The sequence below is a fragment of the Ruegeria sp. HKCCA4812 genome, from assembly GCF_013034245.1.
Classification (GTDB): domain Bacteria; phylum Pseudomonadota; class Alphaproteobacteria; order Rhodobacterales; family Rhodobacteraceae; genus Ruegeria.
The window spans coordinates 430,338-451,322 of record NZ_WQFQ01000002.1 but is presented as its reverse complement, the minus strand read 5'-3'; the positions used below and the strand labels follow the sequence as shown (position 1 = coordinate 451,322).

Genomic DNA, 20,985 nt, shown 5'->3' with positions numbered 1-20,985 from the left:
TACAGATGACCATTCAAACCCCTGTCGAAGCAAATGAGCGCGTCTATCCGACGCCGAAGGTGCCTGCCATTGCCATCTGCCTTGATGGATGCGAGCCCGAATACCTTGATGTCGCGATTGCGAAAGGGCTGATGCCCAATCTCAAGCGGATACGCGAAGAGGGTACGGACCGACTGGCCCATTCCGTTATCCCGTCCTTCACCAACCCCAACAATCTTTCGATTGCCACCGGGCGCCCTCCGATCGTGCATGGCATCTGCGGCAACTACCTCATCGACCCTGACAGCGGCGAGGAAGTGATGATGAATGATGTCCGCTTCCTGCGTGCGCCGACCATTTTTTCCCAATTCTACGACGCGGGTTTCCGCGTGGCGATGGTAACCGCCAAGGACAAGCTGCGCGCACTGTTGGGGGCCGGGCTGAAATTTGACGAGGGCAGGGCGGTTGCGTTTTCTTCCGAACGGTCGGGTGAAACGACGCTGGCGGAACACGGCATCGACAACGCCAGCAAATGGCTGGGCATGGACGTCCCCGAGGTCTATTCGGCAGAGCTTTCCGAATTTGTCTTTGCCGCTGGCGTCAAGCTGCTGAAAGAGTTCAAGCCCGACGTGATGTATTTGTCGACCACAGACTATATCCAGCACAAGTTTGCACCCGATCAAAAAGGCGCACTCGATTTCTATGCTATGTTTGACCGGTATCTGGGCGAACTGGATGAATTGGGTGCGGCCATCGTGGTGACCGCGGATCACGGCATGAAGCCCAAGCATTTGGCGGATGGATCCCCCTCGGTTGTGTACGTGCAGGACCTGATGGACGAATGGCTGGGCAAGGATGCGGCGCGGGTCATTCTTCCGATTACCGACCCATACGTTGTGCATCATGGTGCGTTGGGGTCTTTTGCAACCGCCTATTTGCCTGACGGAGCAGACCGGGACGACATAATCAGCAAGCTCAAGGCGACCAGCGGCATCACCCATGTGCTGACCAAGGCCGAGGCGATCGAGCAATTCGAATTGCCAGGCGACCGCATTGGCGACATCGTGATGGTTTCCGGCGAAAACATCTGCATCGGCACGTCCGCGCATCGCCATGATCTGGCAGCGCTCAAAGAACCGTTGCGCAGCCATGGCGGTTTGACCGAGCAGGAAGTTCCCTTCATCGTGAACCGCGTCATCGACCTGCCGAACCAACCGGTGCTGCGCAATTTCGATGCCTTCTTCTACGCAACAACAGCGGCGGCACAGTAAGCTATGAAAGATCAGACCATGTCGAAAATCGAAGTACGCAACGAGGGAATGCGGATCGGTGGCGAGATTGTCTTTACCGACGACACCGTTCCCGTTCTCTACCCGTACACCAACGAAGTTGTGGGCCACGTACCAGCCGGTACAGCCGAACATGCGCGCCGGGCGTTCGAGATTGCGGCGAATTACAAACCCAAGCTGACCCGATACGAGCGCAGCCAGATCCTGCAACGGGCAGGCGAGTTGATCGGCGAAAAGCGCGACTATCTTGCGAAATGGCTGACGCTGGAGTTGGGGATCTGTCACCAGCATGCGATCTACGAAACCAAGCGCGCGCAGGACGTGTATCAATTCGCGGCGGCCGAGGCACTGAAGGATGATGGTGAGATCTTTTCCTGCGACCTGACCCACAACGGCAAGGCCCGCAAGATTTTCACCACCCGAGAGCCGGTGAAAGCAATCAGTGCGATCACGCCGTTCAATCACCCGCTGAACATGGTCAGCCACAAGATCGCGCCGTCGATTGCCACCAACAATTGCATGGTTTGCAAGCCGACTGAACTGACGCCGCTGACCGCATTGACACTGGCTGACATTCTTTATGAGGCCGGCTTGCCGCCCGAGATGTTCCAGGTCGTGACAGGTTGGCCCGCCGACATTGGCGACGAGATGATCACCAATGAACACATCGATATCATCACCTTCACCGGCGGTGTGCCCGTGGGCAAGATGATTGCCGAAAAAGGTGTCTACAAGCGTCAGGCGCTGGAACTTGGCGGCAACGACCCTCTGATCGTACTGAATGACCTGAGTGAGGCCGATCTAGACAAGGCGGCAGCCATTGCGGTGGCGGGGGCTACCGGAAATTCCGGCCAGCGTTGCACGGCGGTCAAGCGCATTCTCGTGCAGGAAAGCGTGGCCGATACATTCGTGCCGCTGGTTCTTGAGAAGGCCAGGAAGATCAAGTTCGGCGATCCTCAAGACCCGGAAACCGAACTTGGATGCGTGATCCATGACAAGGCCGCCGAGGTTTTTGAAAACCGCGTTTTTCAGGCGGAAAAAGAAGGTGCTGAAATTCTGTACCACCCCGGTCGCCAGGGTGCGCTGCTGCCGCCTATCGTGGTCGACAAGGTGCCCCATGACAGCGAATTGGTGATGGAGGAAACCTTTGGACCCATCGTGCCGATCGTTCGCGTGCCGGACAACGACGAAGAGGTGATGGCAATTTCAAACGGAACCGAGTTCGGCCTGTCTTCGGGTGTCTGCACAAACGATCTGAACCGGGCGATTGCCTTCATCAACGGGTTGAACGTCGGCACCTGCAACATCTGGGAACAGCCGGGTTACCGCATTGAAATGTCGCCCTTTGGCGGCATCAAGGACAGTGGAAACGGGGTGAAGGAAGGCGTCATCGAAGCGATGAAGTTTTTCACCAACGTCAAAACCTATTCGCTGCCGTGGCCTAACTGAGTCTGTTGCCCTTACCCCTTTTGCGGAAAGGGCAACACAGTTCCTCCCTGGTACTGGCGGGCCTTGCGGGGTCTGTATCTTTTGATGACGGCAAAGAGGAGCGGCGATGCCACAAATTGTCCACACTGAAGGGGAATCAAACACGTCTGAGGCGCGCAAGGCGTGGCTGCAAAAATCGATGGGGCCGAAATCATCGCCATTGCTCAAACGCGATGCGAACGTGTTCCTGCATCAATCTCTGTCCTCACCCTGCGTCAGCACCATTGCAAAGGCCGAAGGGCTCTGGATCGAAGATATCGAGGGCCGCCGGTACATGGATTTCCACGGCAACTCGGTGCACCACATCGGGTATGGCCATCCCCGCTTGGTAGCCGCCATAAAGGCACAGCTTGACGATCTGCCTTTCGCGCCCCGCCGCTTCACCAATGATCCGGCGGTGGAGCTGGCTGAAAAACTGGCAGAGATCGTGCCTGGTGATCTGGGCAAAATGCTCTTTACCACCGGCGGCTCTGACGCCAACGAGGTTGCCCTCAGGATCGCGCGCGCCGCTACAGGTCGGTTCAAAACGATCAGCTTCTGGGATGCTTTCCATGGCGCGGGGTTCGGCGCTGCAAGTGTCGGCGGAGAGGCGACCTTTCGCAGTCACATTGCGGGGCCTCTTTTGTCCGGTACCGAACATGTCGCCCCCTTTACCTGCTATCGATGCCCGTACAATCATGCGGGCCCCGAAACCTGCGGGCTGGCCTGTGCGAAAATGGTGGAATATGTCCTCGAGCGCGAAGGAGATGTGGCGGCGGTCATTGCGGAACCGATGCGCGCCGTGCCCTATGTCCCTCCGCCGGGGTTCTGGAAGACGGTGCGCGAGGCATGCAACCGTCACGGGGCGCTGTTGATCATGGATGAAATCCCGACGGGTCTTGGCAAGACGGGCAGGATGTTCGCCTTTGAACATGACGAGATCATCCCGGACATCGTGACACTTGGGAAGGCGCTTGGCGGCGGCATCCTGCCTATTGCCGCCTGTGTCGCCCGCAAACAGCTGGATGTCTGCGGAGATTTTGCCATCGGGCATTACACGCACGAAAAGAACCCGGTCACCGCCCGGGCCGCTTTGACGACGATCCAGATCATCGAAGACGAAGGCCTGGTTCGCCGGTCAGCCGAATTGGGTGAACATGCCATTGGTCGCTTGATGGATGAACTTCAGAACGTTCCGATTGTCGGTGACATCCGGGGACGGGGCCTGATGTTCGGGATCGAAATCGTGGATGATCGCGCCGACAAAACACCGGGAAACGCGTGCGCCGAACGGATCTACTATACCTGCCTCGAGGCCGGTCTGAGCTATAAGATCAGTCAGGGGTGCGTTCTGACATTGTCACCGCCGCTGACCATCTCGCGTTTGGAGTTGGACCGCGCAATCGACATCGTAATTGCTGCAATCAAGGCCGAGAGTTGACGCCCCTTACCGATCTCGTGTCACAATAGAGGATCAGGGGCCGCGTCCTTCCGGGCGCCCTTGGCCAAGTTCATAGGTGACGGATGTTCCGCCAAAGCGCGGTCAAGTGCTTGCGGTGAAGCTCACAGGAGTTTACGCCTTGTAGGCCAAAAATGGGATGTATCCCTTCCCAATCGCGGCCGGTAACATGAATAATACAATGCGCCGCGACAAGCTGGGCCAAAAAGAATAACGGGGTAGAGTATGGCAATTGTCAGCTTCCTTATCAGCCTTGCCGGGGCGACGATGCTGCTGCTTTACGCGGTTCGTATGGTGCGAACCGGGATCGAGCGCAGCTATGGGGCGTCGTTCCAGCGGGTAATGACCCAACAACGCAGCTACCTTCAGGCCTCGGTGGTTGGGTTGACGATGGCGGTCGTGCTGCAAAGCTCGGCGGCCGTTGCTCTGTTGACCTCGGGGTTTGCGGCCAGTGGAATGCTCAGTTTTCCTGCCGGCCTTGCGATTGTACTTGGCGGCGATCTGGGGTCGGCGCTGATCATCCAGATTCTTTCGTTCCGGCTGGACTGGCTTGTTCCGATGCTGTTGGCGGTTGGGGGGTATCTGTTCGTAAAGACCGACGCCAAAAAAACCCGGCAAATGGGGCGCATCCTGATGGGCGTGGCCTTTATCCTGATCTCGCTTCGGTTCCTTCGCGAGGCGATGGATCCCATTCGGGACAGCGCGTTTCTGCCCGCGGTGGCGGATTATCTGGCGCGCGACTATATCACCGCGTTTCTGGTCGGGGGCGCCTTGGCTTTCATCATGCATTCTTCGGTGGCGGCCATCCTCATGTGTGTCACCCTTGTGCAGATCGGAGCGATCCCGTTCGCCGCCGGGATGTCTTTGGTGTTTGGCGCGAATTTCGGCTCTGCCTTCATTCCGGTCTGGCTCACCCGTGCCATGCCAGTCCAGGCCCGGCGCATTCCATATGCCAACCTGGCATTGCGTGGCAGTTGGGCTTTGGTGAGTTTGTTTGCCGCCAACATGGCTTTGCGGACCGGGTTGTTAGGAGACCCGCAAGGCGGGCAGATGCTGGTCAATGTGCATGTTTTGTTCAACCTGTCGCTGCTGCTTCTGGCCTTGCCATTTTGCGGGAGATTGAAAGTTCTGTTCGAAAGGTTTTTGCCGGATCAGAAGAAGGAACTGGTTCCGCAACCGGCACGACCGGCCAGCGCATTGGACATAGGAAACGTGGCAAATCCCAGTCAGGCCCTGCCAAGCCTCAAGCGTGAGCTGCTGCGGATGAGCGACCTTGTCGAAACCATGTTCCGGCCTTGCCTGGAATTGTATCGCAGTGGCGACAAACAACAGATTCGAGCGGTACAAGCCATCGACGAGGACGTGAACAATTGCCTGTCCGGGATCAGGGCATTCGTTTCGGCGATTCCGCCGGATGTATATGATAAAAAGGACGAAAAATCCGCACGCGACTTGATGGAATTCGCAATCCGGCTGGAGACGGCCGGTGATGTCGTAGCCAAGCGCTTGACCGTGTTGGCGGGTGAAATGCGAGCCAAAGGCTCGAGCTTCTCGCAGGAAGGCTGGTCGGAACTTGTTCAGATGCACGAGGGTATTCTGGCCAACATGAAGCTGGCATCAAACGTGCTTATTTCAGACGATCTGGAAAGCGCGCGCCTGCTGAGCCTTGAGAAGACCGAAATCAAACGGGTGGAACGTGAAAGCCGAAAACGACATCTGCGCCGATTGCAGCACGGGTCACGGGAAAGCTTCGAAACCAGTGATATTCATCTTGAGACGTTGCGGGCGTTCCGGGAGTTCAACAGCCATATCGCATCTATTGCTTACCCGGTGCTGTACCAGAATGGCCAGCTTCTCGAGACGCGGCTGATCGACGAAATTGCGAAATAGTCGGATGGTTCTCTGATAAAAATCTGAAAAAGCAAAGGAATGATGCTACACTTCTGATGACGGCAGCGAACAGGAGCCGGACTCGATGCAAGCACGGGAAAAGAAAACAGGAAGATCGAAACGCGAAGCAACAAAATGGCTTCAGTTTCGAAATTCGGTTTTGCGGCTGTTCGGCGTCGATGGAAGCTTCAGCCCAGAGCGCGGCGCAGAAGGCGGAATCCAAAAGGTCGCGGTCGAAAAGGCAACCACGTTTTACCTGCCTTGAAGCTGAATTGCGCGACGGTTTTTGGGGCGTTCCCAGACCTGATCCTTGAAAAATTCTATGAACATCAATTCCGTGGAGTTTGGCGGGCCAAATCGTAGCTTGGGAACATGTTCGAGTGGAACTTTTGCTTGGTGCGTTCAAAGCTTTGCAACAAAGCCGATACCGGACGGCAAGTCCAACCCGGGGAACCGATCTCAACAGGCAGGAATGGGCAGGGCGTTGCTGCGTTTGATTTCGCGCAGAACGACATTTGTTTGTGCGCTTTCCACCGCCGGCAGGCGAAACAGGAATTCTTCAAGAAAAACGTTGTAAGCCCCGATATCCTTGCAGATCACCCGCATGTGGTAATCTGCCTGCCCGGTCGTTGCGTAGCATTCCATGACTTCCGGGCGCTTCTCGATCGCTGCAATGAACCGTTCAAGATGTTCCGGATTGTGCCGGGTCAGATGAACATGCACCAGGGCCTGAAACGAAAGCCCGGCGTGTTCAGGCGACAATTCAGCACGGTACTGCGAAATCAGGCCGGCCTCTTCAAACACGCGGACTCGACGCCAACAGGCAGAGGATGACATGCCCACCCGTTCTGCAAGGTCAGCATTTGAGATGCGGCAATCCTTTTGAAGCAGCGCGAGAAGTTGGCAGTCACGTGAGTCGAGAAGCATTCGAGAAAAATACCCCATATCGTGACAAAAGAAGAGAGGATTATTCAGCAATCCCCGGAAATGGCGGGAAAGTAGAACAGATTCCTCAAAAGATTCCGGTAAAATACCCAGAAAAGGCGAGGCATCCATGACTGACCAGTCCCTGAAATTCGATACTTACGTCCTGTCGGACCGATACAAAGCCTCAGAGGGTCGTGTTTTCCTGACGGGAACGCAAGCTCTGGTGCGCATCATGTTGGACCAGGCCCGCAGGGACGCAGCAGCAGGAAACAACACGGCCGGGTTCATCTCCGGATATCGGGGGTCTCCTCTTGGTGGTTTGGATCTGGAGCTGTGGCGAGCGAAAGAGGAAACCGAGGCGGCCAGGATCACATTCATGCCGGCCGTAAACGAAGACCTCGGCGCCACAGCGGTTCTTGGTGCCCAGCAGGCCTCGCTGGATCCCGATTGTGAGGTCGAGGGCGTGTTTTCGATGTGGTACGGGAAGGGCCCCGGAGTTGACCGTTCAGGGGACGCGTTGCGCCATGGCAATGCCTATGGCTCGTCGCCGAAGGGCGGGGTTCTGGTTGTCGCGGGTGACGATCATGGCTGCGTGTCTTCTTCAATGCCGCATCAGTCCGACGTCGCCTTCATGACCTGGTTCATGCCAACGCTGAACCCGGCCAACGTGGCTGAATACCTGGAGTTCGGCGAATACGGGATCGCGCTGAGCCGATACTCGGGCACCTGGGTCGGGTTCAAGGCGATTTCGGAAACCGTGGAAAGCGGGCAATCCGTGCGGTTGAAGCCGGACCGTAAATTTACCTTGCCGGAAATAGATCTGCCGCCGGGCGGCTTGCACGTGCGCAGCGCCGATTTGCCAAGCCCGGCCATCGAGACGCGGATCGAACACAAGTTGCGGGCGGTCGAGGCTTTTGTCGAGGCGAACCCGATCGACCGGCGCATCTATGACATCAAGGATGCCCCGTTCGGGATTGTCACAACGGGCAAAAGCCATCTGGACCTGATGGAAGTGCTGCGTCTTCTGGGGCTCGACGAAAGCGGATGCCGCCGTTTGGGCATCGACATCTACAAGGTCGGGATGGTTTGGCCTTTGGCGCGGCGCGATGCACTGTCTTTCGTTCGTGGCAAAAAAGAAGTGCTGGTCGTCGAGGAAAAACGCGGGATCATCGAAAGCCAGTTCAAGGAATATTTCTATGACTGGCCGGGGGACAAACCCGAAAAGATGGTCGGAAAACACCGCGCAGCGGGTGATCCGTTGATTCCCTGGACCGGAGAGTTGAGCCCGTTGAACCTGATTCCGGTCGTTGCAGAGCGACTCGACCGTTTTTTCCCGGAAGAGGGATTTTTGGAAAAGGCGAAGGCGCTGACGGACGAACCGCCATCCGTTCTGAATGTTCCGGGTGCGGTCAGGGCTCCGTATTTTTGCTCGGGTTGTCCCCACAACACATCCACCAAAGTCCCCGATGGAAGCATGGCTGCGTCAGGCATCGGCTGTCACGTGATGGCAAGTTGGATGAACCGCAACACGGTCGGTTATGCGCAGATGGGGGGCGAAGGTGTGCCGCATGTTGTTGCCTCGAAATTCAATGGCAACAAACATATCTTTCAAAACCTTGGCGAGGGCACCTGGTATCATTCCGGGTCGCTTGCCATTCGCCAGGCCGTGGCTGCGGGTACGAACATCACCTACAAGATCCTGTACAATGACGCAGTGGCAATGACGGGGGGGCAGCCTGTTGATGGCCCTATCAGCGTTTCCGGGATCGCCCAGACCTGTCGCGCAGAAGGTGTCGACCGGATCGCTTTGGTTTCTGACGATATAACAAAATTCGATTCCAGCGATTTTCCGGCACGAACGAGCTTTCACCCCCGGGAAGAGATGGATGCCGTGCAGCGTGAGTTGCGTGACATCCAAGGTGTGACGGTTTTGATCTACGAGCAGACCTGCGCCACCGAGAAACGCCGTCGCCGCAAGCGTGGAAAAACTGAAGACCCCAAGCGGTTTGCTTTCATCAACCCCGCGGTGTGCGAAGGTTGCGGCGATTGCTCGGTCGAAAGCAACTGTCTGAGTATCGAACCCTTGGAAACCCCATTGGGCCGCAAGCGAAAGGTCAACCTGAACTCTTGCAACAAGGACTTTTCCTGCCTGAACGGGTTTTGCCCCAGTTTCATTACTGTGGAAGGGGCGGTGCGGCGAAAGGAACCCAGGCAGAAACTGGATATCCCGTCGCTTCTTGCCAAGGTTCCCGACCCGCAGCTTCCTGACCTGCACGCGCCGTACGATCTTTTGGTCGGTGGGGTCGGCGGCACCGGTGTCGTAACGGTGGGCGCCGTTCTGACGATGGCGGCGCATTTGGAAGGCAAAGGCGCCAGCGTGCTGGATTTTACCGGGTTCGCCCAGAAATTCGGTACGGTTGTCGGCTATGTTCGCATTGCCCGCACGCCCGAAGAAATCAATCAGGTCCGAATTGAGGCCAAAAGCGCCGACGCCGTCATTGGGTGTGACGTGGTCGTGTCTTCGGCGCCCAAAGCCTCGGTTCACTATCGCAAGGGCACAAAAGTCGTACTGAACCGTGCGGAAATGCCAACAGGCGACCTTGTTTTGCACCGCGATGCCCAGCTCAAGGTCGACGAACGAGAAGCGCTGATACGCCGGACCGTCGGCGAAGAAAATGTCTTCGCGTTGGATGCAAACCAGTTGGCCGTGGATTTGCTGGGGGATTCGGTCTTTGCCAATACCTTGCTGTTTGGTGTCGCGTGGCAGCTGGGGAACATTCCAATCAGTGAGGTTGCAATCAAACAGGCGATCAAGCTCAATGGAACCGCGATCGAGGCCAACATAATGGCCTTTGATCTGGGGCGGGTGATCGCTGCAAACCCGCAGATGCTGAATGCGAAGGAAAAGAGCTTATCGCAAGAATCGTCGCAGCAGATAATCGATTACCGGTCCGATGAATTGGCGATCTATCACGATGCCGCTTATGCGCAACAGTACCGGGATCGCCTGGCCCGTCTGTCCGCAGCACTGCCTGACCAGATACGCGAGGAAGCGCTTTCTCTTGCGGCAAAATCCCTGTTTCGCCTCATGGCAATCAAAGACGAATACGAGGTTGCTCGGTTGCTGACATCGCAACAATTCGAGAAACAATTGCGGTCCGAGTTCGAAGGGGATTTTCGGATCAAATACCACCTCGCGCCACCGGTTCTGACCGGTCGCAAGGATGCACGCGGGCGACCGCGCAAGCGAAGCTATGGTGGTTGGATGACCCCCGTTCTGAGGCTCCTTTCGCGTGCACGCAGGCTTCGCGGCGGCTGGCTTGATCCATTCCGGTTTTCAAGGGACCGCAAGCTTGAAAACGAAACCCTGGCCTGGTTTCTGGCTGTCTTGGATCGCATTGAAAAATCCAGCCCCGAGCTGGAGGCGGAAACCTGCCTGAAGATCCTGTCAGCGCCGCTGGATATCCGCGGTTTTGGCCCGGTGCGCGAAGCGGCAACACAAACCGTACGTACAGATGTAGATGCCATGCTGAACGTGATCGGAGAACAGCGAAGGGATGCGCAGGGCGCCGCTTCTCACAAGGTTTGATTGTTCTTTCGGGAAACTGTCTGGAAACGCGGATTGTACGCGGGGCTGAACGGATCTGAAACCCCGTACACTCCGGTGTAATGGACTGCTGCCTGAAACGGTCCGGTTTTCGTTCGGGCGTCACCGGCAGCGGCGCGACGCCGCCACCGGACAGACAGATGTGGGTAACCCTTCGTCACGGGCATTGCGTTGGCAGAGGCCGTCTTGCTCTGGGTTGACGAGCAAGGGGCTTGTAAGTGCATTTCACCCAGCCGGCTTTCATTGTCTCCGACCCTTGTGATCAGACCCGTGCTTTTTCAAAGGCGGCCCAGGCGGTTTCGAATGCTTCGAAATCAAACGCGGGCTCGCGGGCTGCGTCCAGAACAATACGTTCTGTCGCCAAAAGCTTATGGATTGCAGCTTCCAATTGATCAACGACATCATTCGGTATGACCAATGCGCCATGACGATCGGCGTGAACAAGATCACCGGGGTCAACTGTCAGACCAAAAATCGAAACTTGAGTGTCAATCTCGCGGACGTGGACGAAACCATGGCTCGGTCCGATGGAACCAGCGACAATCGGGAACCCTGAGGGCAAATCCCCGAGATCCCGCATGACACCGTTGGTCAGAGCGCCAGACATGCCGAAACCCTTGTGAACCGTCGTATTGATCTCACCCCAATAAGCGCCGATGCAATCGGGATAATCCAGATCCTCGATCACGGCGATTGAAGGGCCGGGTGCCTCGGCCATGTACTTGTAATAGGCCATACGTCGGACTTTGATGACGTCGGGCGGCTCGGTCGGGGGATTGACCGCAGCAATTTTTGCGGTGCGCGCATAGCCGACGATGGCAGGCCCTTCGGGGGCCGAGCTTAGCATGGTGCCACGCGTGAACCTGTCGAACCCGCGCCTGCCCTGTGCCACCTCGATGGCATTGCAGACAGTTGGCGTATCGACTTTGCGAAGCAAAGACAAAAGGGACGGTGTCATGTGTCCTCCAGCCAGCGGGACAGCGCCGCTGTTGTTTTTTCAGGTTGTTCCAATGTCGGGAGATGGCCCGCGTCGCCGATGATCTCAAGCGCGCTTCGTGGCAGCAGGTCATGCATAAGTCGGTGGCGTTCAACTGGGCAAAGCCGGTCTTCACGTCCGCACAAGACCAGAGCCTTTCCGGTATAAGCCGTCAGCGTCTCGCTTTGGTCCGGTCGGTTCATAAGCGCCTTGGACTGACGTATGAAAACGTCTGGGCCCAGGTCGGTGGCCATTGCCATGCACAGATCCAGGATCGCCCCCCGGTTCGGTCCGTCAGCCAGATAACCGGGCTTCATCTCGTCACGCATCACGGTCCTCAGCTGACCGTTGCGCACGACGGACATCTGCGGCGTACGACGCGCTTTTACCTCTGGCTTTTCCGCCAGTGGATTGGTGTCAAGCAAGGCCAGACGCGAAACACGTTCGGGGGCTTGGCGCGTGACCTCCATCGCCACGATACCCCCCATGGACAGCCCGGCCAGCGCGAAGACCGGCGGCGCATTCCCGAGAATATCCCGGGCCATGGCCTCTATGCTGTCGTGATGAGACAACGGAAAGGTCATCACGGGCATTCTGCCCGACAGAGCATTGATCTGAGGGCCAAAAAGCCGGGCATCACACATCATGCCCGGCAACAAGATCAGAGGTTTCATGCCGAAGCCAGCTTTGCCCCTTCGGACAACGCCGCCAGCTTGGCATAGGCGATCTGGGGATCGACGGCGCCGAAACCCGCAAAAGTGCCAAAGCCGCAATCGCTGCCCGCGATCACCCGGTCCGGTCCCACGATTTCCGTGAACCGGTCAATCCGTTGGGCCACAAGTTCGGGATGTTCGACGAAATTGGTCGTGGTGTCGACCACGCCGGGCACCAGAACCTTGTCATCGGGAATCTCGGCCTTGCGGTCCCGGAAAACAGTCCATTCATGGGCATGCCGCGGATTGGACGTTTCGAACAGGACATAGCGCGACTTGGTCGCCATCAGGGTGCTGAAGACCTTGTCCATGGCGATGTCGCAGCAATGCGGGCCTTCGTAGTTGCCCCAGCAGATATGTACCCGTACCCGATCCTGCGGGACGTTCTGAAGCGCATGGTTCAGGGCCTCGACATGCATGTCGGCAATTTTGATGAACGCCTCATCCGACAGGTCGGTGAACAGCATGTGGCGCGACAGGGCAAGATCGGGGCAATCCAGTTGCAGGTCCAACCCGGCGGCGACGATGGTTTCGTATTCGTCCTTCATCGCGTCGGCCAACGCTGCCAGATAAGCCTCTCGCGTAGGGTAGAAATCATTCTGCAAAAACAACGAGATCACTCCGGGAGACGCGGCATTCATGAAGCCGCGCTCGGCCCCGTGTCGAGCCATGGCCGCCTTTAGGTTGGCGATGTCCTTTTGTAACTCGCCTTGCCCTTTTGATCGCACCTCACCCGTGCACATCGGCCTTGCGTATTGTGGGGTACCGCCGTCATCGGCCAGTCTTTGCAGAAAGCCGGGGAACATCTTCAAGTCTGCCGGCGCGTTACGAGGGCTGTCGCCCGAAAACCCGGTGTAGCGATCTTTGACATAGGTCGCATAGGAGATTTTCGAAGTTTCGCCGTCGCTGACGATATCAACACCGGCTTCGACCTGTTTGCGCACCGTTTCGGCCACGGCGTTGGCCATGCAGGTATCAAAGGCGCCTGTGTCGTAAGGTTCGCCGTTTTCGCGGGCAAAAATAAAATCCACGACGTCCTGCGTTCGGGGCAGAGAGCCAACATGTGTTGTTTTTACGGTCATGGGGACCTCCTTAAATTTTTCGTGCCATCAGGATCGTGTGGCTTTGGGCTTCTGGATCTTCGGCCAGGTATCCGGTCATTTGCAGCCCGTTTTTCTCAAGACACCCGGCGTAACCGGCCGGGGACAGCGATGCGTGGTAGACAAGCTCTGATCCGACTGTGCCGCTGACCTCTCCGGCACGAGGTCCGACGGTCAGCATGAGCATTCCCTTGGGTCGCAAATGGCGCGCCATCCGGGCGATACAGTCTTTCTGCTCGTCCGCCGTAAGGTGGAAGAAGCTGTTCCAGGCAATGATGCCGTCGAATTGTTGATCCAGTTCAAAACTCCGCATATCCGCGTTGCGCCAGTCGCCATCGGGCCAACGGTCGCGGGCAATGGCAAGCATGGCGTCGGAAAAATCGATACCCGTGACGTCAAACCCTTCGGCCATGAACCAACGGGCAATCGGGTCGCCCGAACCACAGCCCAGGTCCAATACGCGGTCACCCGGCTTCAGGCTGGCCGTGAAGCGCGCCAACCAGCGCGCTTCGAACAGGGCCTTGGAACGGCGCCTGTCATATTCGCTCGCCTGCCGTTCATAAACGGCGTGGGTGTCATTCGGGTCCGCGTTCATCCTGTCCAGGTCGCTCCTGCCGGGTCATCGGTTGCGGTGATGCGGTACAGGCCCGCCTGTCCGGTCATAGATGGCTGAACGCCATAGGTTTCGCCGGGAAGAACCAAGGTCGTGTCGCCCACCGAGATCGTAGTCTCGTACCCGTCAATCGAAACACGCCAGTGACCGCTGGCTGGCATCAGAACCACTGGTTTCTTGGCAGCGATCGGTTGGGTCACTGCGGACCCGCGCCCCAGAAAATCGACCTCGAATCCGGGTTTGTCCTTGATCAACGCGTTTTCGCCAATCACCTTTGCGGGCTTTTTGGCCGACAACGCCATCAGATCCCAATACCGCGCAACGTATTTGCCGACCACATCTTCGACAGGAACTTCGGGATAGCTTTTCAGCTGTTCTTCGGTCAGCAAAGGCATCGGGCGGACATTGTGCGGCAGTACCTGGCCCAGTTTGGAGTCGTACAGAACGCCATTGTCGCCCAGCATCAGACCATGTGCCTGTGCATCTTCGATCACCTGAGGCGCCCAGGTGACGCCGCCACCCGCATCGTCTCCGCCCAGGATCGACATGATCATTCCGTAATCCTGGCCGACATTCTCAAAGCCCCGGAAAATACCCGTTGGAATGTTGAAGATGTCTCCTTCCTCGGCGATGAATTCCCCGGCCGTACCATAGCGGCCCCAGAAAAACCGCCAACGACCCTTGGCAACGAAAAAGACCTCGGCCGTGGTGTGGCTGTGCAGTGAGTTGCGGCATTTCGGCGGCTGCCCGGCCGCTCCGATGTTGAAACCGATCTTGTCCGTGATGTGGACATGCTGGTCCGGAGATTCCGAGACGCCGCCGCCGATTATCGTGAAGTTCTCTTTTTGATCGCTGCCGGGAGTATGGGCATCGATAAAAGCGGTTTTACAGGGTTGAAGCTCGCCATAGCGGACTATGCGGGAAGGGATGGATGATTTTGTCATGACGTACGATCCGATTGAACGTTTTTGGAAAGAAAGCTCGTGTGCCCAATAAGGACAGGCCCTTACTTTCCGGGCGGGCGCAGATTCAGTCGCCGCGCCCTCAGGCTTTGACGGTACATATGGAAACGCCGAACGGTTCGGGGCTCGGACAGACCGCCCGACAGGATTCGATATGAGACCGGGCGGCCCACTCAGACCTCGCCGTTCTGCAACAGGATCTGCTTCCAGACCGAGGTTTCATCGAACAGGGTGTATTCACGGCGCAACTGCGGTTGCCCTGTGATAAGCGCGCCGAATTCAGCGTGGCTGATCCCGAGGACATAAACCTGCGCTCCAGTCGGCGCGCCAAACACGCCCCAGCCGTCATGCTTGCCCCAAAGGCTCCAGCGAATTGCCGCACGCGGAGGCATATCGGGGTCATCTCGCCCGATCTGATGCTCGATCTTGAATTCCGCATTCGGAAAACTCGCCCGCAGACCCATCCAGAAGCGGTCGATGGCCTGCCAGCCATGCCCTGTTACGCCACCCACATATTCTGACTGAACAGCGCGGTCATATTCTGAACCGATCACGCCCATATCTGCGTTCATGATCCGCGTCAGAATGTCGGCGTAGCGCTGCCCCCATTCATTGTCATTCCCATGGCCTTTGTATGGTCCAGGCTGATCGATTTCGGGCGTCAGAGGTTTGACGCAGTTCTCTTTGCCGCCTTCCCGGGCAATCAGATCAGCGGCGTATTCTTTGGGATCCCAGCCCATCTGGCGCACAATCGCGCCCTGATCGCGGATCAGCCATTCATCGTTGATCTGATTGCCGATGGCGTGACAATCCGCAAGAATCCGGTAACGCAGCTTGGTGCCGGTGGGCTTGCCATAGACACCCTCGGCCAAATGCGTGGCCGTTGAAATGATCCGATGAGAGCTCAACATGCCCTCTTCCGGTGTGCCGGACCAAATCACGTCTTCGCCCAGCAGCTGCCGATCCGGAAACTCGGCAAGCGTTGCCATTGTGGCCCCAATGACATTCTGATTGCCCAAAACAACCGAACCAGGCGAACGGACGACGATGTCATCGCTGTAATACTCATGCAGCGTGGCGATCCCCCGATCTTCCCAGATCTCTTTGGTGATGCCGATGATATAGTCCGGAAAATCCCGGAATTTCGGATCGAAGCCTTTCATGTCTCTGTCCTTTGTGGGGCCCACCCCTTTGGCAATCGGGCCGAGGTCCGCACAACCAGTGGTCCATCAATGGCCACTTTGCGCGGTTCGGCTTTCGCCGGGGTGTCGATATGTTCGAAAAGTGCGGCAACGGTTTCGGCCACCATAAGGTTGGCCCGCTGCCGGATCGTTGTCAAATTGTAAGCCGGCCAACCGGCCGGCGGCACGTCATCATAACCCACGACCGAGACATCCTCGGGGACGCGCAGGCCAAGTTCAAAACGTATCACGTCCATCGCCGCCAATGCCATGTGATCATTGGCCACAAATACGGCATCCGGCCGTCGTTCAGGGGCGACATCGAACATCCGACGGGCTGCTGTACGGGCGTTTTCCGTGTGAAACTCCCCTACTTCGTGGGCAAACAGTTCCTGCCCGGCCTCGGCCAGTGCGGCGCGATACCCGGCTTCGCGGTCCCGCTGCGTCGAGGCCCCTTGCCAACCTGCGATATAGGCAATCCGTTGGTGCCCACCGGCTAGCAGAAATTCCGCGACTTTGCGGCCGCCGGCATAGTTGTCGGACGTGACCGTGGTGATGCCCTCGATGTCCTGGCTGCGGTTGAACAGCACCACTGGCACCCCGGCCTGTTGGCAGCGCATGGCGATATCCGACGACATAGGCACCGAGGCCAGGATGACGCCATCCACCTGATAATCAAGAATCTCTTCCATCACATCGTCGATGTTCCCGGCCGATCGTGAGGCCATGAAGATCAGCACGTGATAGCCTTGCTCCTGAAGGGCGTTGGACAGCTTCTCGAGCGCTTCCGGATAAAAATAGTTATCCAGGTAGCCTACCACCAAACCGATAATCCGGCTTTTCCCGGACACCATGGCGCGGGCCAGAACGTTTGGACGATAGCCCAGTTCAGCAGCGGCTTTGCGCACCTTCTCTTCGGTCTTTTTGCTGACGGACGCGCCGGGCGTGAATACGCGGCTGACGGCGGACTGGCTGACACCAGCCAGTTGGGCGACCTGAAGGGATGTTACTTTTTCGGCCATCAATCTGCTGTCCAACCCCCGTCGATAAGCATTGACGTGCCGGTAACCAGTGCAGAGGCGTCTGACGCGAGATAACGCACCGCCCCCATGATGTCTTCGACCTCTCCGACCCGGTCCAACTTGATCTTTTCCATGATCCACGCGGCGCGTTCAGGATTGTCGAAAGTGGATTGGGTCAGGGGGGTTCTGATGAAAGTCGGGCAGACAGTGTTGATCCGAATGCCTTGTTTGCCCCATTCGATGGCCATGGATTTGACCATGCCCTCAAGCCCATGTTTGGTCGCACAATAAACCGCCCGGTCGACCCCACCGACATGCCCCATCTGGCTGGAGATGTGGATGATCGATCCCGGCTTTCCTGCCAAGATCAAAGCGCGGGCGGCGTAGGCCGACAGGAAATAGGCCGAACGCAAATTGACGTTGGTGACAACATCAAAGTCATCGGGCGTGGTTTCGATGGCCGCGCTATGGCGCGCCACGCCCGCTGAATTCACCACGATATCGAAAGTGCGGTGATCGAAAAGCTGTTTCAGGGCATCCAGATCACCCTGATCCATCACAAGCGCTTCGGCCGACCAGCCGTGATCTCGCAAGGCGGAGACGGTGTCGTTCAACCGGTCCGCCCCTCTGGCCGCACAAACAACATGCGCGCCTGCCTCGGCCAGCGCTACCGCGCACCCCTGCCCGATACCCGAGGAGGCCCCGGTAACGAGGGCGGATTTTCCGTTCAGAGAAAACGAAGGGGTGCGTGGCAATTCCGTCATCAGCGCATTCCATCCGGTATTTCAATGCGGCCCAAATTGCGGGCCTTGTTGAATTCCCGCAGGCGGGCAAAGACGTCAACGCCAAGCTGCCGGTAGGCATCCAGCAAATCAACCAGCACCCAGTTTTCCCGGATCCTGCCGTTTTCCAAACGCCAGAAATCGAGGCTGCGCATGGTGATCTTCTTGCCTGACGGAGCGATGCCCATCCAACCATCGTCTGTGACGGTCTGGATCATGTTGGGCCAGCCCGTTACGGCCGCATATTCCCCGTCACCGAAGAAGTGATAGGTGATGTCGTCCACGAACTGCCCGCGATCCGGCATACCGTTCAGAAATGGGATCTGATGCCAATTTCGGAACCCCGCGTACCCGCGCCCGGTGCCGATGCCCGAAGGGCCGTACCAGTTCATGCGCGGGTGCCAGAACCGTTCCATCTCCATCACTTCGGGGCCGCCTTGGGACGGGTGTTTCTTGAGATGCTCCAGCATGTCGATGATATGCTGGCAGGTCTGTTTGCCCTTGGCTTCATCATAAGGGCCGGGGACAAACCCGTCCTGGGTGGCAGGGCCGGGGACATGCCATTCACGGCCCAGACTTGGCGCCATCGGCCAGGCACTCGCCTGCATCATGACTTCGGGGATGTCCCAAAGGGCCTGCATCTCGACGATCTTGCCGTTTTCGAAGCGGTAAAATTCATGAAACCGCATCGTGACTTGACGACCCGTCGGCGGGATGTCCAGCCAGGGGCCGGTGAAAACACCGGTGTAATAACCACCACATCCGACCCAATCTGCGCCGAACTCATCCGGGCCGGCCATGACGATGTAATCCCGTCGTTCAAGATCGGGCCAGGCCGCCAGTAAGTCTTTGTAGCCAGTGTCATAGAACGCATCACTGCCGACGCTGTCCCCAAAGGGATGACACAGACGGAACACGGCATCCGGTGACGTGACCTCCGCCAAAGCCCGGCGTACGCCGGCCTCATCGAAATCGTACATCGCAGCCCTGAGCGGTTCGATCAGGGCCTTGTGATGTGTGTGTTTGTCACTCATTCAGCAGCGTCCCGGTAAGGGGCGGGCGCACCGTAGGGAACATTGATTCCGCCATATCGGCGCACACGAACGTTGCATTGTTCCGCGTGGCCAACGAACCCTTCGAGCATGCACAGGCGCGAGCCATACTCGCCGATCAGCGTCGCGGCCTCATCCGTCAGAACTTTTTGATAGCTGTGCGTCTTCAGGTATTTACCAACCCAAAGACCACCCGTGTAACGTCCGGCCTTCTTGGTGGGCAGCGTGTGGTTTGTGCCAATCACCTTGTCCCCGTTCGAAACATTGGTGCGCGGCCCAAGGAACAACGCCCCATAGCAGGTCATGTTTTCAAGGAACCAGTCGTCTCGGTCGGTCATCACCTGTACATGTTCCGAGGCGATGTCATCGGCAACCTGCAACATCTCATCATAAGTGTCGCAAACGATCACCTCACCATATTCGTCCCACGACACCTTCGCGGTATCCGCGGTTGGAAGGATGCCCAGCAGCCGGTCGACCTCGGCCAGGGTGTCATTGGCCAGATTGCGTGAGTTGGTCAGCAGAACGCAGGGGCTGTTGTATCCATGCTCGGCCTGCCCCAGCAGATCGGTTGCGCACAGCTCCGCATCTGCGGCGGTCTCGTCGGCAATGACCATCGTTTCGGTCGGCCCTGCAAAAAGATCAATCCCGACACGACCGAACAACTGACGTTTGGCTTCCGCGACAAAGGCGTTGCCGGGGCCAACAAGCATGTGAACCGGATCGATTGTTTCGGTGCCCAATGCCATGGCCCCGATGGCCTGAATGCCGCCCATGACATAGATCTCATGCGCGCCACCCAGGTGCATAGCGGCAATCACCGCTGCATTGGGTTTGCCCTGAAACGGGGGTGTGCATGCTATGATGCGCGGAACACCGGCGACCGAGGCGGTCGCCACCGACATATGCGCCGAGGCGACCATGGGGAACTTGCCGCCCGGAACATAGCAACCCACGGATTGCACCGGGATGTTCTTGTGCCCCAGAATGACACCGGGCAGGGTTTCGACCTCGATGTCCAGCATTGAATCCCGCTGCGCCTGCGCAAAGTTGCGCACCTGTTCCTGCGCGAATTTGATATCGGCCAGCTCACGATCGGACAATTGCCCGATCAGGTCATCAATTTCCTGCTGGCTCAGGCGGAACGAGGCAGGTGAGTAGTTGTCGAACTTCTCACTCAACTCGCGCACCGCGGCATCCCCACGGGTTTCGATGTCTTTCAGCGTCGCTTCAACCACGGCGCGGGTCTTGGCATCATCTTCCGCCCGATCCGCATCGGATTTGCCGCGTTTAAGATACTCGATTGCCATCTTTCCAATCCTCAGTTTTCCGGCCGTGGCGGAGTCTTCTCGCCTCGGTCAAATGCTTCCCAGCCTTCGCCGTTGAACAGGTCCACGCCCAGCTGCGCCGCAACGTGGGCAAAGTCGACATTCACCCAGTTGTCGACAATCTTGCCGTCGACCACTTTCCAGAAGTCCATGTACCTGATTTCGACACGCTTGCCTGTGGGGGCAATGCCCAGAAATTCGCCGGAATGCGTGGCTTCCTGGCGGCCGAAGGCGGCGGCCCATTCACCCATGTAAAGGCGCGCTTCGTCGATGCAGACCTTATCGGAAAACGCGGCTTGAAACGGGCGCTGCCAATTGTCCTGAAACTCTTGCAGGCCGGTCTTGGTGCCGCAGCCCTGATTGCCCATCCAGCGAAAACCTTCGGCGAAGAATTCACCGATGTCATCAATGCGGTGATCATTCAGACCATCAACCATCGTTTCGATCACGCGGCGCGTGTCTTCCGTCTTGCTCATGTCCGTGTCGCGGGTCAGAACCGCTTGTTCGGGACGGGAACCTTTCATTTTTCTATCCTTTGAGGTTGCCGAAGGGAGGGATTGGGACGTGCGGCCCCAATGCTCAGAAAGTCCCTCGGCATCCTGTTCAGCGCCGGGTGGCGCGACATGGCGTTATGTCGG

Annotated in this window: 17 protein-coding genes; 5 read left to right on the top strand and 12 right to left on the bottom strand. The window is 57.7% G+C overall.

The genetic code is table 11. The features are described 5' to 3' along the window. Positions 1-5: 5 nt before the first annotated feature. The 4 genes from phnA to GOW04_RS09500 all read left to right on the top strand — a co-directional run bounded on the left by phnA (position 6) and on the right by GOW04_RS09500 (position 6,084). Positions 6-1,250 (top strand): phosphonoacetate hydrolase, encoded by a 1,245-nt coding sequence (phnA, locus tag GOW04_RS09515; RefSeq protein WP_171232362.1) that lies wholly within the window; start codon positions 6-8, stop codon positions 1,248-1,250. Positions 1,251-1,253: 3 nt separating this feature from the next. Beyond that, positions 1,254-2,717, top strand: coding sequence for a phosphonoacetaldehyde dehydrogenase (phnY, locus tag GOW04_RS09510; RefSeq protein WP_253282465.1), 1,464 nt, complete (start codon positions 1,254-1,256; stop codon positions 2,715-2,717). A gap of 106 nt (positions 2,718-2,823) precedes the next feature. After that, entirely contained in the window at positions 2,824-4,176 is a 1,353-nt protein-coding gene (locus GOW04_RS09505; RefSeq protein WP_171232361.1) for an aspartate aminotransferase family protein, read from the top strand. A gap of 243 nt (positions 4,177-4,419) precedes the next feature. Next, a complete protein-coding gene (locus GOW04_RS09500) occupies positions 4,420-6,084 on the top strand; it encodes a Na/Pi cotransporter family protein (RefSeq protein WP_171232360.1) in 1,665 nt (554 codons plus the stop codon). A gap of 459 nt (positions 6,085-6,543) precedes the next feature. On the opposite strand, the gene GOW04_RS09495 is transcribed toward GOW04_RS09500, so the two are convergent. Next, a complete protein-coding gene (locus GOW04_RS09495; RefSeq protein WP_171232477.1) occupies positions 6,544-7,011 on the bottom strand; it encodes an Lrp/AsnC family transcriptional regulator in 468 nt (155 codons plus the stop codon). Between the two features lie 127 nt (positions 7,012-7,138). Here GOW04_RS09495 and GOW04_RS09490 point away from each other — a divergent pair, with 127 nt between their 5' ends. Continuing rightward, positions 7,139-10,600 carry an indolepyruvate ferredoxin oxidoreductase family protein gene (locus GOW04_RS09490; RefSeq protein ID WP_171232359.1) on the top strand — a complete coding sequence of 1,154 codons (3,462 nt, stop codon included), beginning with the start codon at positions 7,139-7,141 and terminating at the stop codon, positions 10,598-10,600. 280 nt (positions 10,601-10,880) lie between these two features. On the opposite strand, the gene GOW04_RS09485 is transcribed toward GOW04_RS09490, so the two are convergent. From GOW04_RS09485 to GOW04_RS09435, 11 genes are all read right to left on the bottom strand, one after another. Further along, positions 10,881-11,576, bottom strand: coding sequence for an RraA family protein (locus tag GOW04_RS09485; RefSeq protein WP_171232358.1), 696 nt, complete (start codon positions 11,574-11,576; stop codon positions 10,881-10,883). Beyond that, positions 11,573-12,268: an alpha/beta fold hydrolase gene (locus tag GOW04_RS09480; RefSeq protein WP_171232357.1), complete on the bottom strand. Its 696-nt coding sequence runs from the start codon at positions 12,266-12,268 to the stop codon at positions 11,573-11,575. Before GOW04_RS09480 ends, GOW04_RS09485 begins: the two co-directional genes overlap by 4 nt. Then, on the bottom strand, positions 12,265-13,389 hold the full coding sequence (locus GOW04_RS09475) for a cobalamin-independent methionine synthase II family protein (protein ID WP_171118384.1): 1,125 nt from the start codon (positions 13,387-13,389) through the stop codon (positions 12,265-12,267). The genes GOW04_RS09480 and GOW04_RS09475 overlap by 4 nt, the downstream gene beginning before the upstream one ends. Before the next feature lie 10 nt (positions 13,390-13,399). Further along, a complete protein-coding gene (locus GOW04_RS09470; protein ID WP_171232356.1) occupies positions 13,400-14,002 on the bottom strand; it encodes a trans-aconitate 2-methyltransferase in 603 nt (200 codons plus the stop codon). Then, positions 13,999-14,964: a cupin gene (locus tag GOW04_RS09465; RefSeq protein ID WP_171232355.1), complete on the bottom strand. Its 966-nt coding sequence runs from the start codon at positions 14,962-14,964 to the stop codon at positions 13,999-14,001. Before GOW04_RS09465 ends, GOW04_RS09470 begins: the two co-directional genes overlap by 4 nt. 191 nt (positions 14,965-15,155) lie before the next feature. Next, entirely contained in the window at positions 15,156-16,145 is a 990-nt protein-coding gene (locus GOW04_RS09460; RefSeq protein ID WP_171232354.1) for a nuclear transport factor 2 family protein, read from the bottom strand. After that, complete coding sequence (locus GOW04_RS09455) at positions 16,142-17,185, bottom strand: LacI family DNA-binding transcriptional regulator (RefSeq protein ID WP_216597841.1); 1,044 nt, start codon at positions 17,183-17,185, stop codon at positions 16,142-16,144. The genes GOW04_RS09460 and GOW04_RS09455 overlap by 4 nt, the downstream gene beginning before the upstream one ends. Then, a complete protein-coding gene (locus GOW04_RS09450) occupies positions 17,185-17,949 on the bottom strand; it encodes an SDR family NAD(P)-dependent oxidoreductase (RefSeq protein ID WP_171232353.1) in 765 nt (254 codons plus the stop codon). Before GOW04_RS09450 ends, GOW04_RS09455 begins: the two co-directional genes overlap by 1 nt. After that, the gene (locus tag GOW04_RS09445) at positions 17,949-19,001 is read right to left on the bottom strand and encodes an ester cyclase (RefSeq protein ID WP_171232352.1); all 1,053 of its coding nucleotides are present in this window, start codon (positions 18,999-19,001) and stop codon (positions 17,949-17,951) included. Before GOW04_RS09445 ends, GOW04_RS09450 begins: the two co-directional genes overlap by 1 nt. Then, complete coding sequence (gene hisD / locus GOW04_RS09440; protein ID WP_171170235.1) at positions 18,998-20,329, bottom strand: histidinol dehydrogenase; 1,332 nt, start codon at positions 20,327-20,329, stop codon at positions 18,998-19,000. The genes GOW04_RS09445 and hisD overlap by 4 nt, the downstream gene beginning before the upstream one ends. A gap of 11 nt (positions 20,330-20,340) precedes the next feature. Continuing rightward, on the bottom strand, positions 20,341-20,871 hold the full coding sequence (locus GOW04_RS09435) for an ester cyclase (protein ID WP_171232351.1): 531 nt from the start codon (positions 20,869-20,871) through the stop codon (positions 20,341-20,343). Positions 20,872-20,985: the final 114 nt, after the last annotated feature.

What these genes read in the sequence shown, in the direction of transcription:
- GOW04_RS09505 (WP_171232361.1), top strand. Translation starts at nt 2,824, where the DNA reads ATGCCACAAATTGTCCACACTGAAGGGGAATCAAACACGTCTGAGGCG.
- hisD (WP_171170235.1), bottom strand. Translation starts at nt 20,329, where the DNA reads ATGGCAATCGAGTATCTTAAACGCGGCAAATCCGATGCGGATCGGGCG.
- GOW04_RS09490 (WP_171232359.1), top strand. Translation starts at nt 7,139, where the DNA reads ATGACTGACCAGTCCCTGAAATTCGATACTTACGTCCTGTCGGACCGA.
- GOW04_RS09460 (WP_171232354.1), bottom strand. Translation starts at nt 16,145, where the DNA reads ATGAAAGGCTTCGATCCGAAATTCCGGGATTTTCCGGACTATATCATC.
- GOW04_RS09435 (WP_171232351.1), bottom strand. Translation starts at nt 20,871, where the DNA reads ATGAAAGGTTCCCGTCCCGAACAAGCGGTTCTGACCCGCGACACGGAC.
- phnY (WP_253282465.1), top strand. Translation starts at nt 1,254, where the DNA reads ATGAAAGATCAGACCATGTCGAAAATCGAAGTACGCAACGAGGGAATG.
- GOW04_RS09500 (WP_171232360.1), top strand. Translation starts at nt 4,420, where the DNA reads ATGGCAATTGTCAGCTTCCTTATCAGCCTTGCCGGGGCGACGATGCTG.
- GOW04_RS09480 (WP_171232357.1), bottom strand. Translation starts at nt 12,268, where the DNA reads ATGAAACCTCTGATCTTGTTGCCGGGCATGATGTGTGATGCCCGGCTT.
- GOW04_RS09470 (WP_171232356.1), bottom strand. Translation starts at nt 14,002, where the DNA reads ATGAACGCGGACCCGAATGACACCCACGCCGTTTATGAACGGCAGGCG.
- GOW04_RS09445 (WP_171232352.1), bottom strand. Translation starts at nt 19,001, where the DNA reads ATGAGTGACAAACACACACATCACAAGGCCCTGATCGAACCGCTCAGG.
- phnA (WP_171232362.1), top strand. Translation starts at nt 6, where the DNA reads ATGACCATTCAAACCCCTGTCGAAGCAAATGAGCGCGTCTATCCGACG.
- GOW04_RS09450 (WP_171232353.1), bottom strand. Translation starts at nt 17,949, where the DNA reads ATGACGGAATTGCCACGCACCCCTTCGTTTTCTCTGAACGGAAAATCC.
- GOW04_RS09495 (WP_171232477.1), bottom strand. Translation starts at nt 7,011, where the DNA reads ATGCTTCTCGACTCACGTGACTGCCAACTTCTCGCGCTGCTTCAAAAG.
- GOW04_RS09465 (WP_171232355.1), bottom strand. Translation starts at nt 14,964, where the DNA reads ATGACAAAATCATCCATCCCTTCCCGCATAGTCCGCTATGGCGAGCTT.
- GOW04_RS09475 (WP_171118384.1), bottom strand. Translation starts at nt 13,389, where the DNA reads ATGACCGTAAAAACAACACATGTTGGCTCTCTGCCCCGAACGCAGGAC.
- GOW04_RS09455 (WP_216597841.1), bottom strand. Translation starts at nt 17,185, where the DNA reads ATGGCCGAAAAAGTAACATCCCTTCAGGTCGCCCAACTGGCTGGTGTC.
- GOW04_RS09485 (WP_171232358.1), bottom strand. Translation starts at nt 11,576, where the DNA reads ATGACACCGTCCCTTTTGTCTTTGCTTCGCAAAGTCGATACGCCAACT.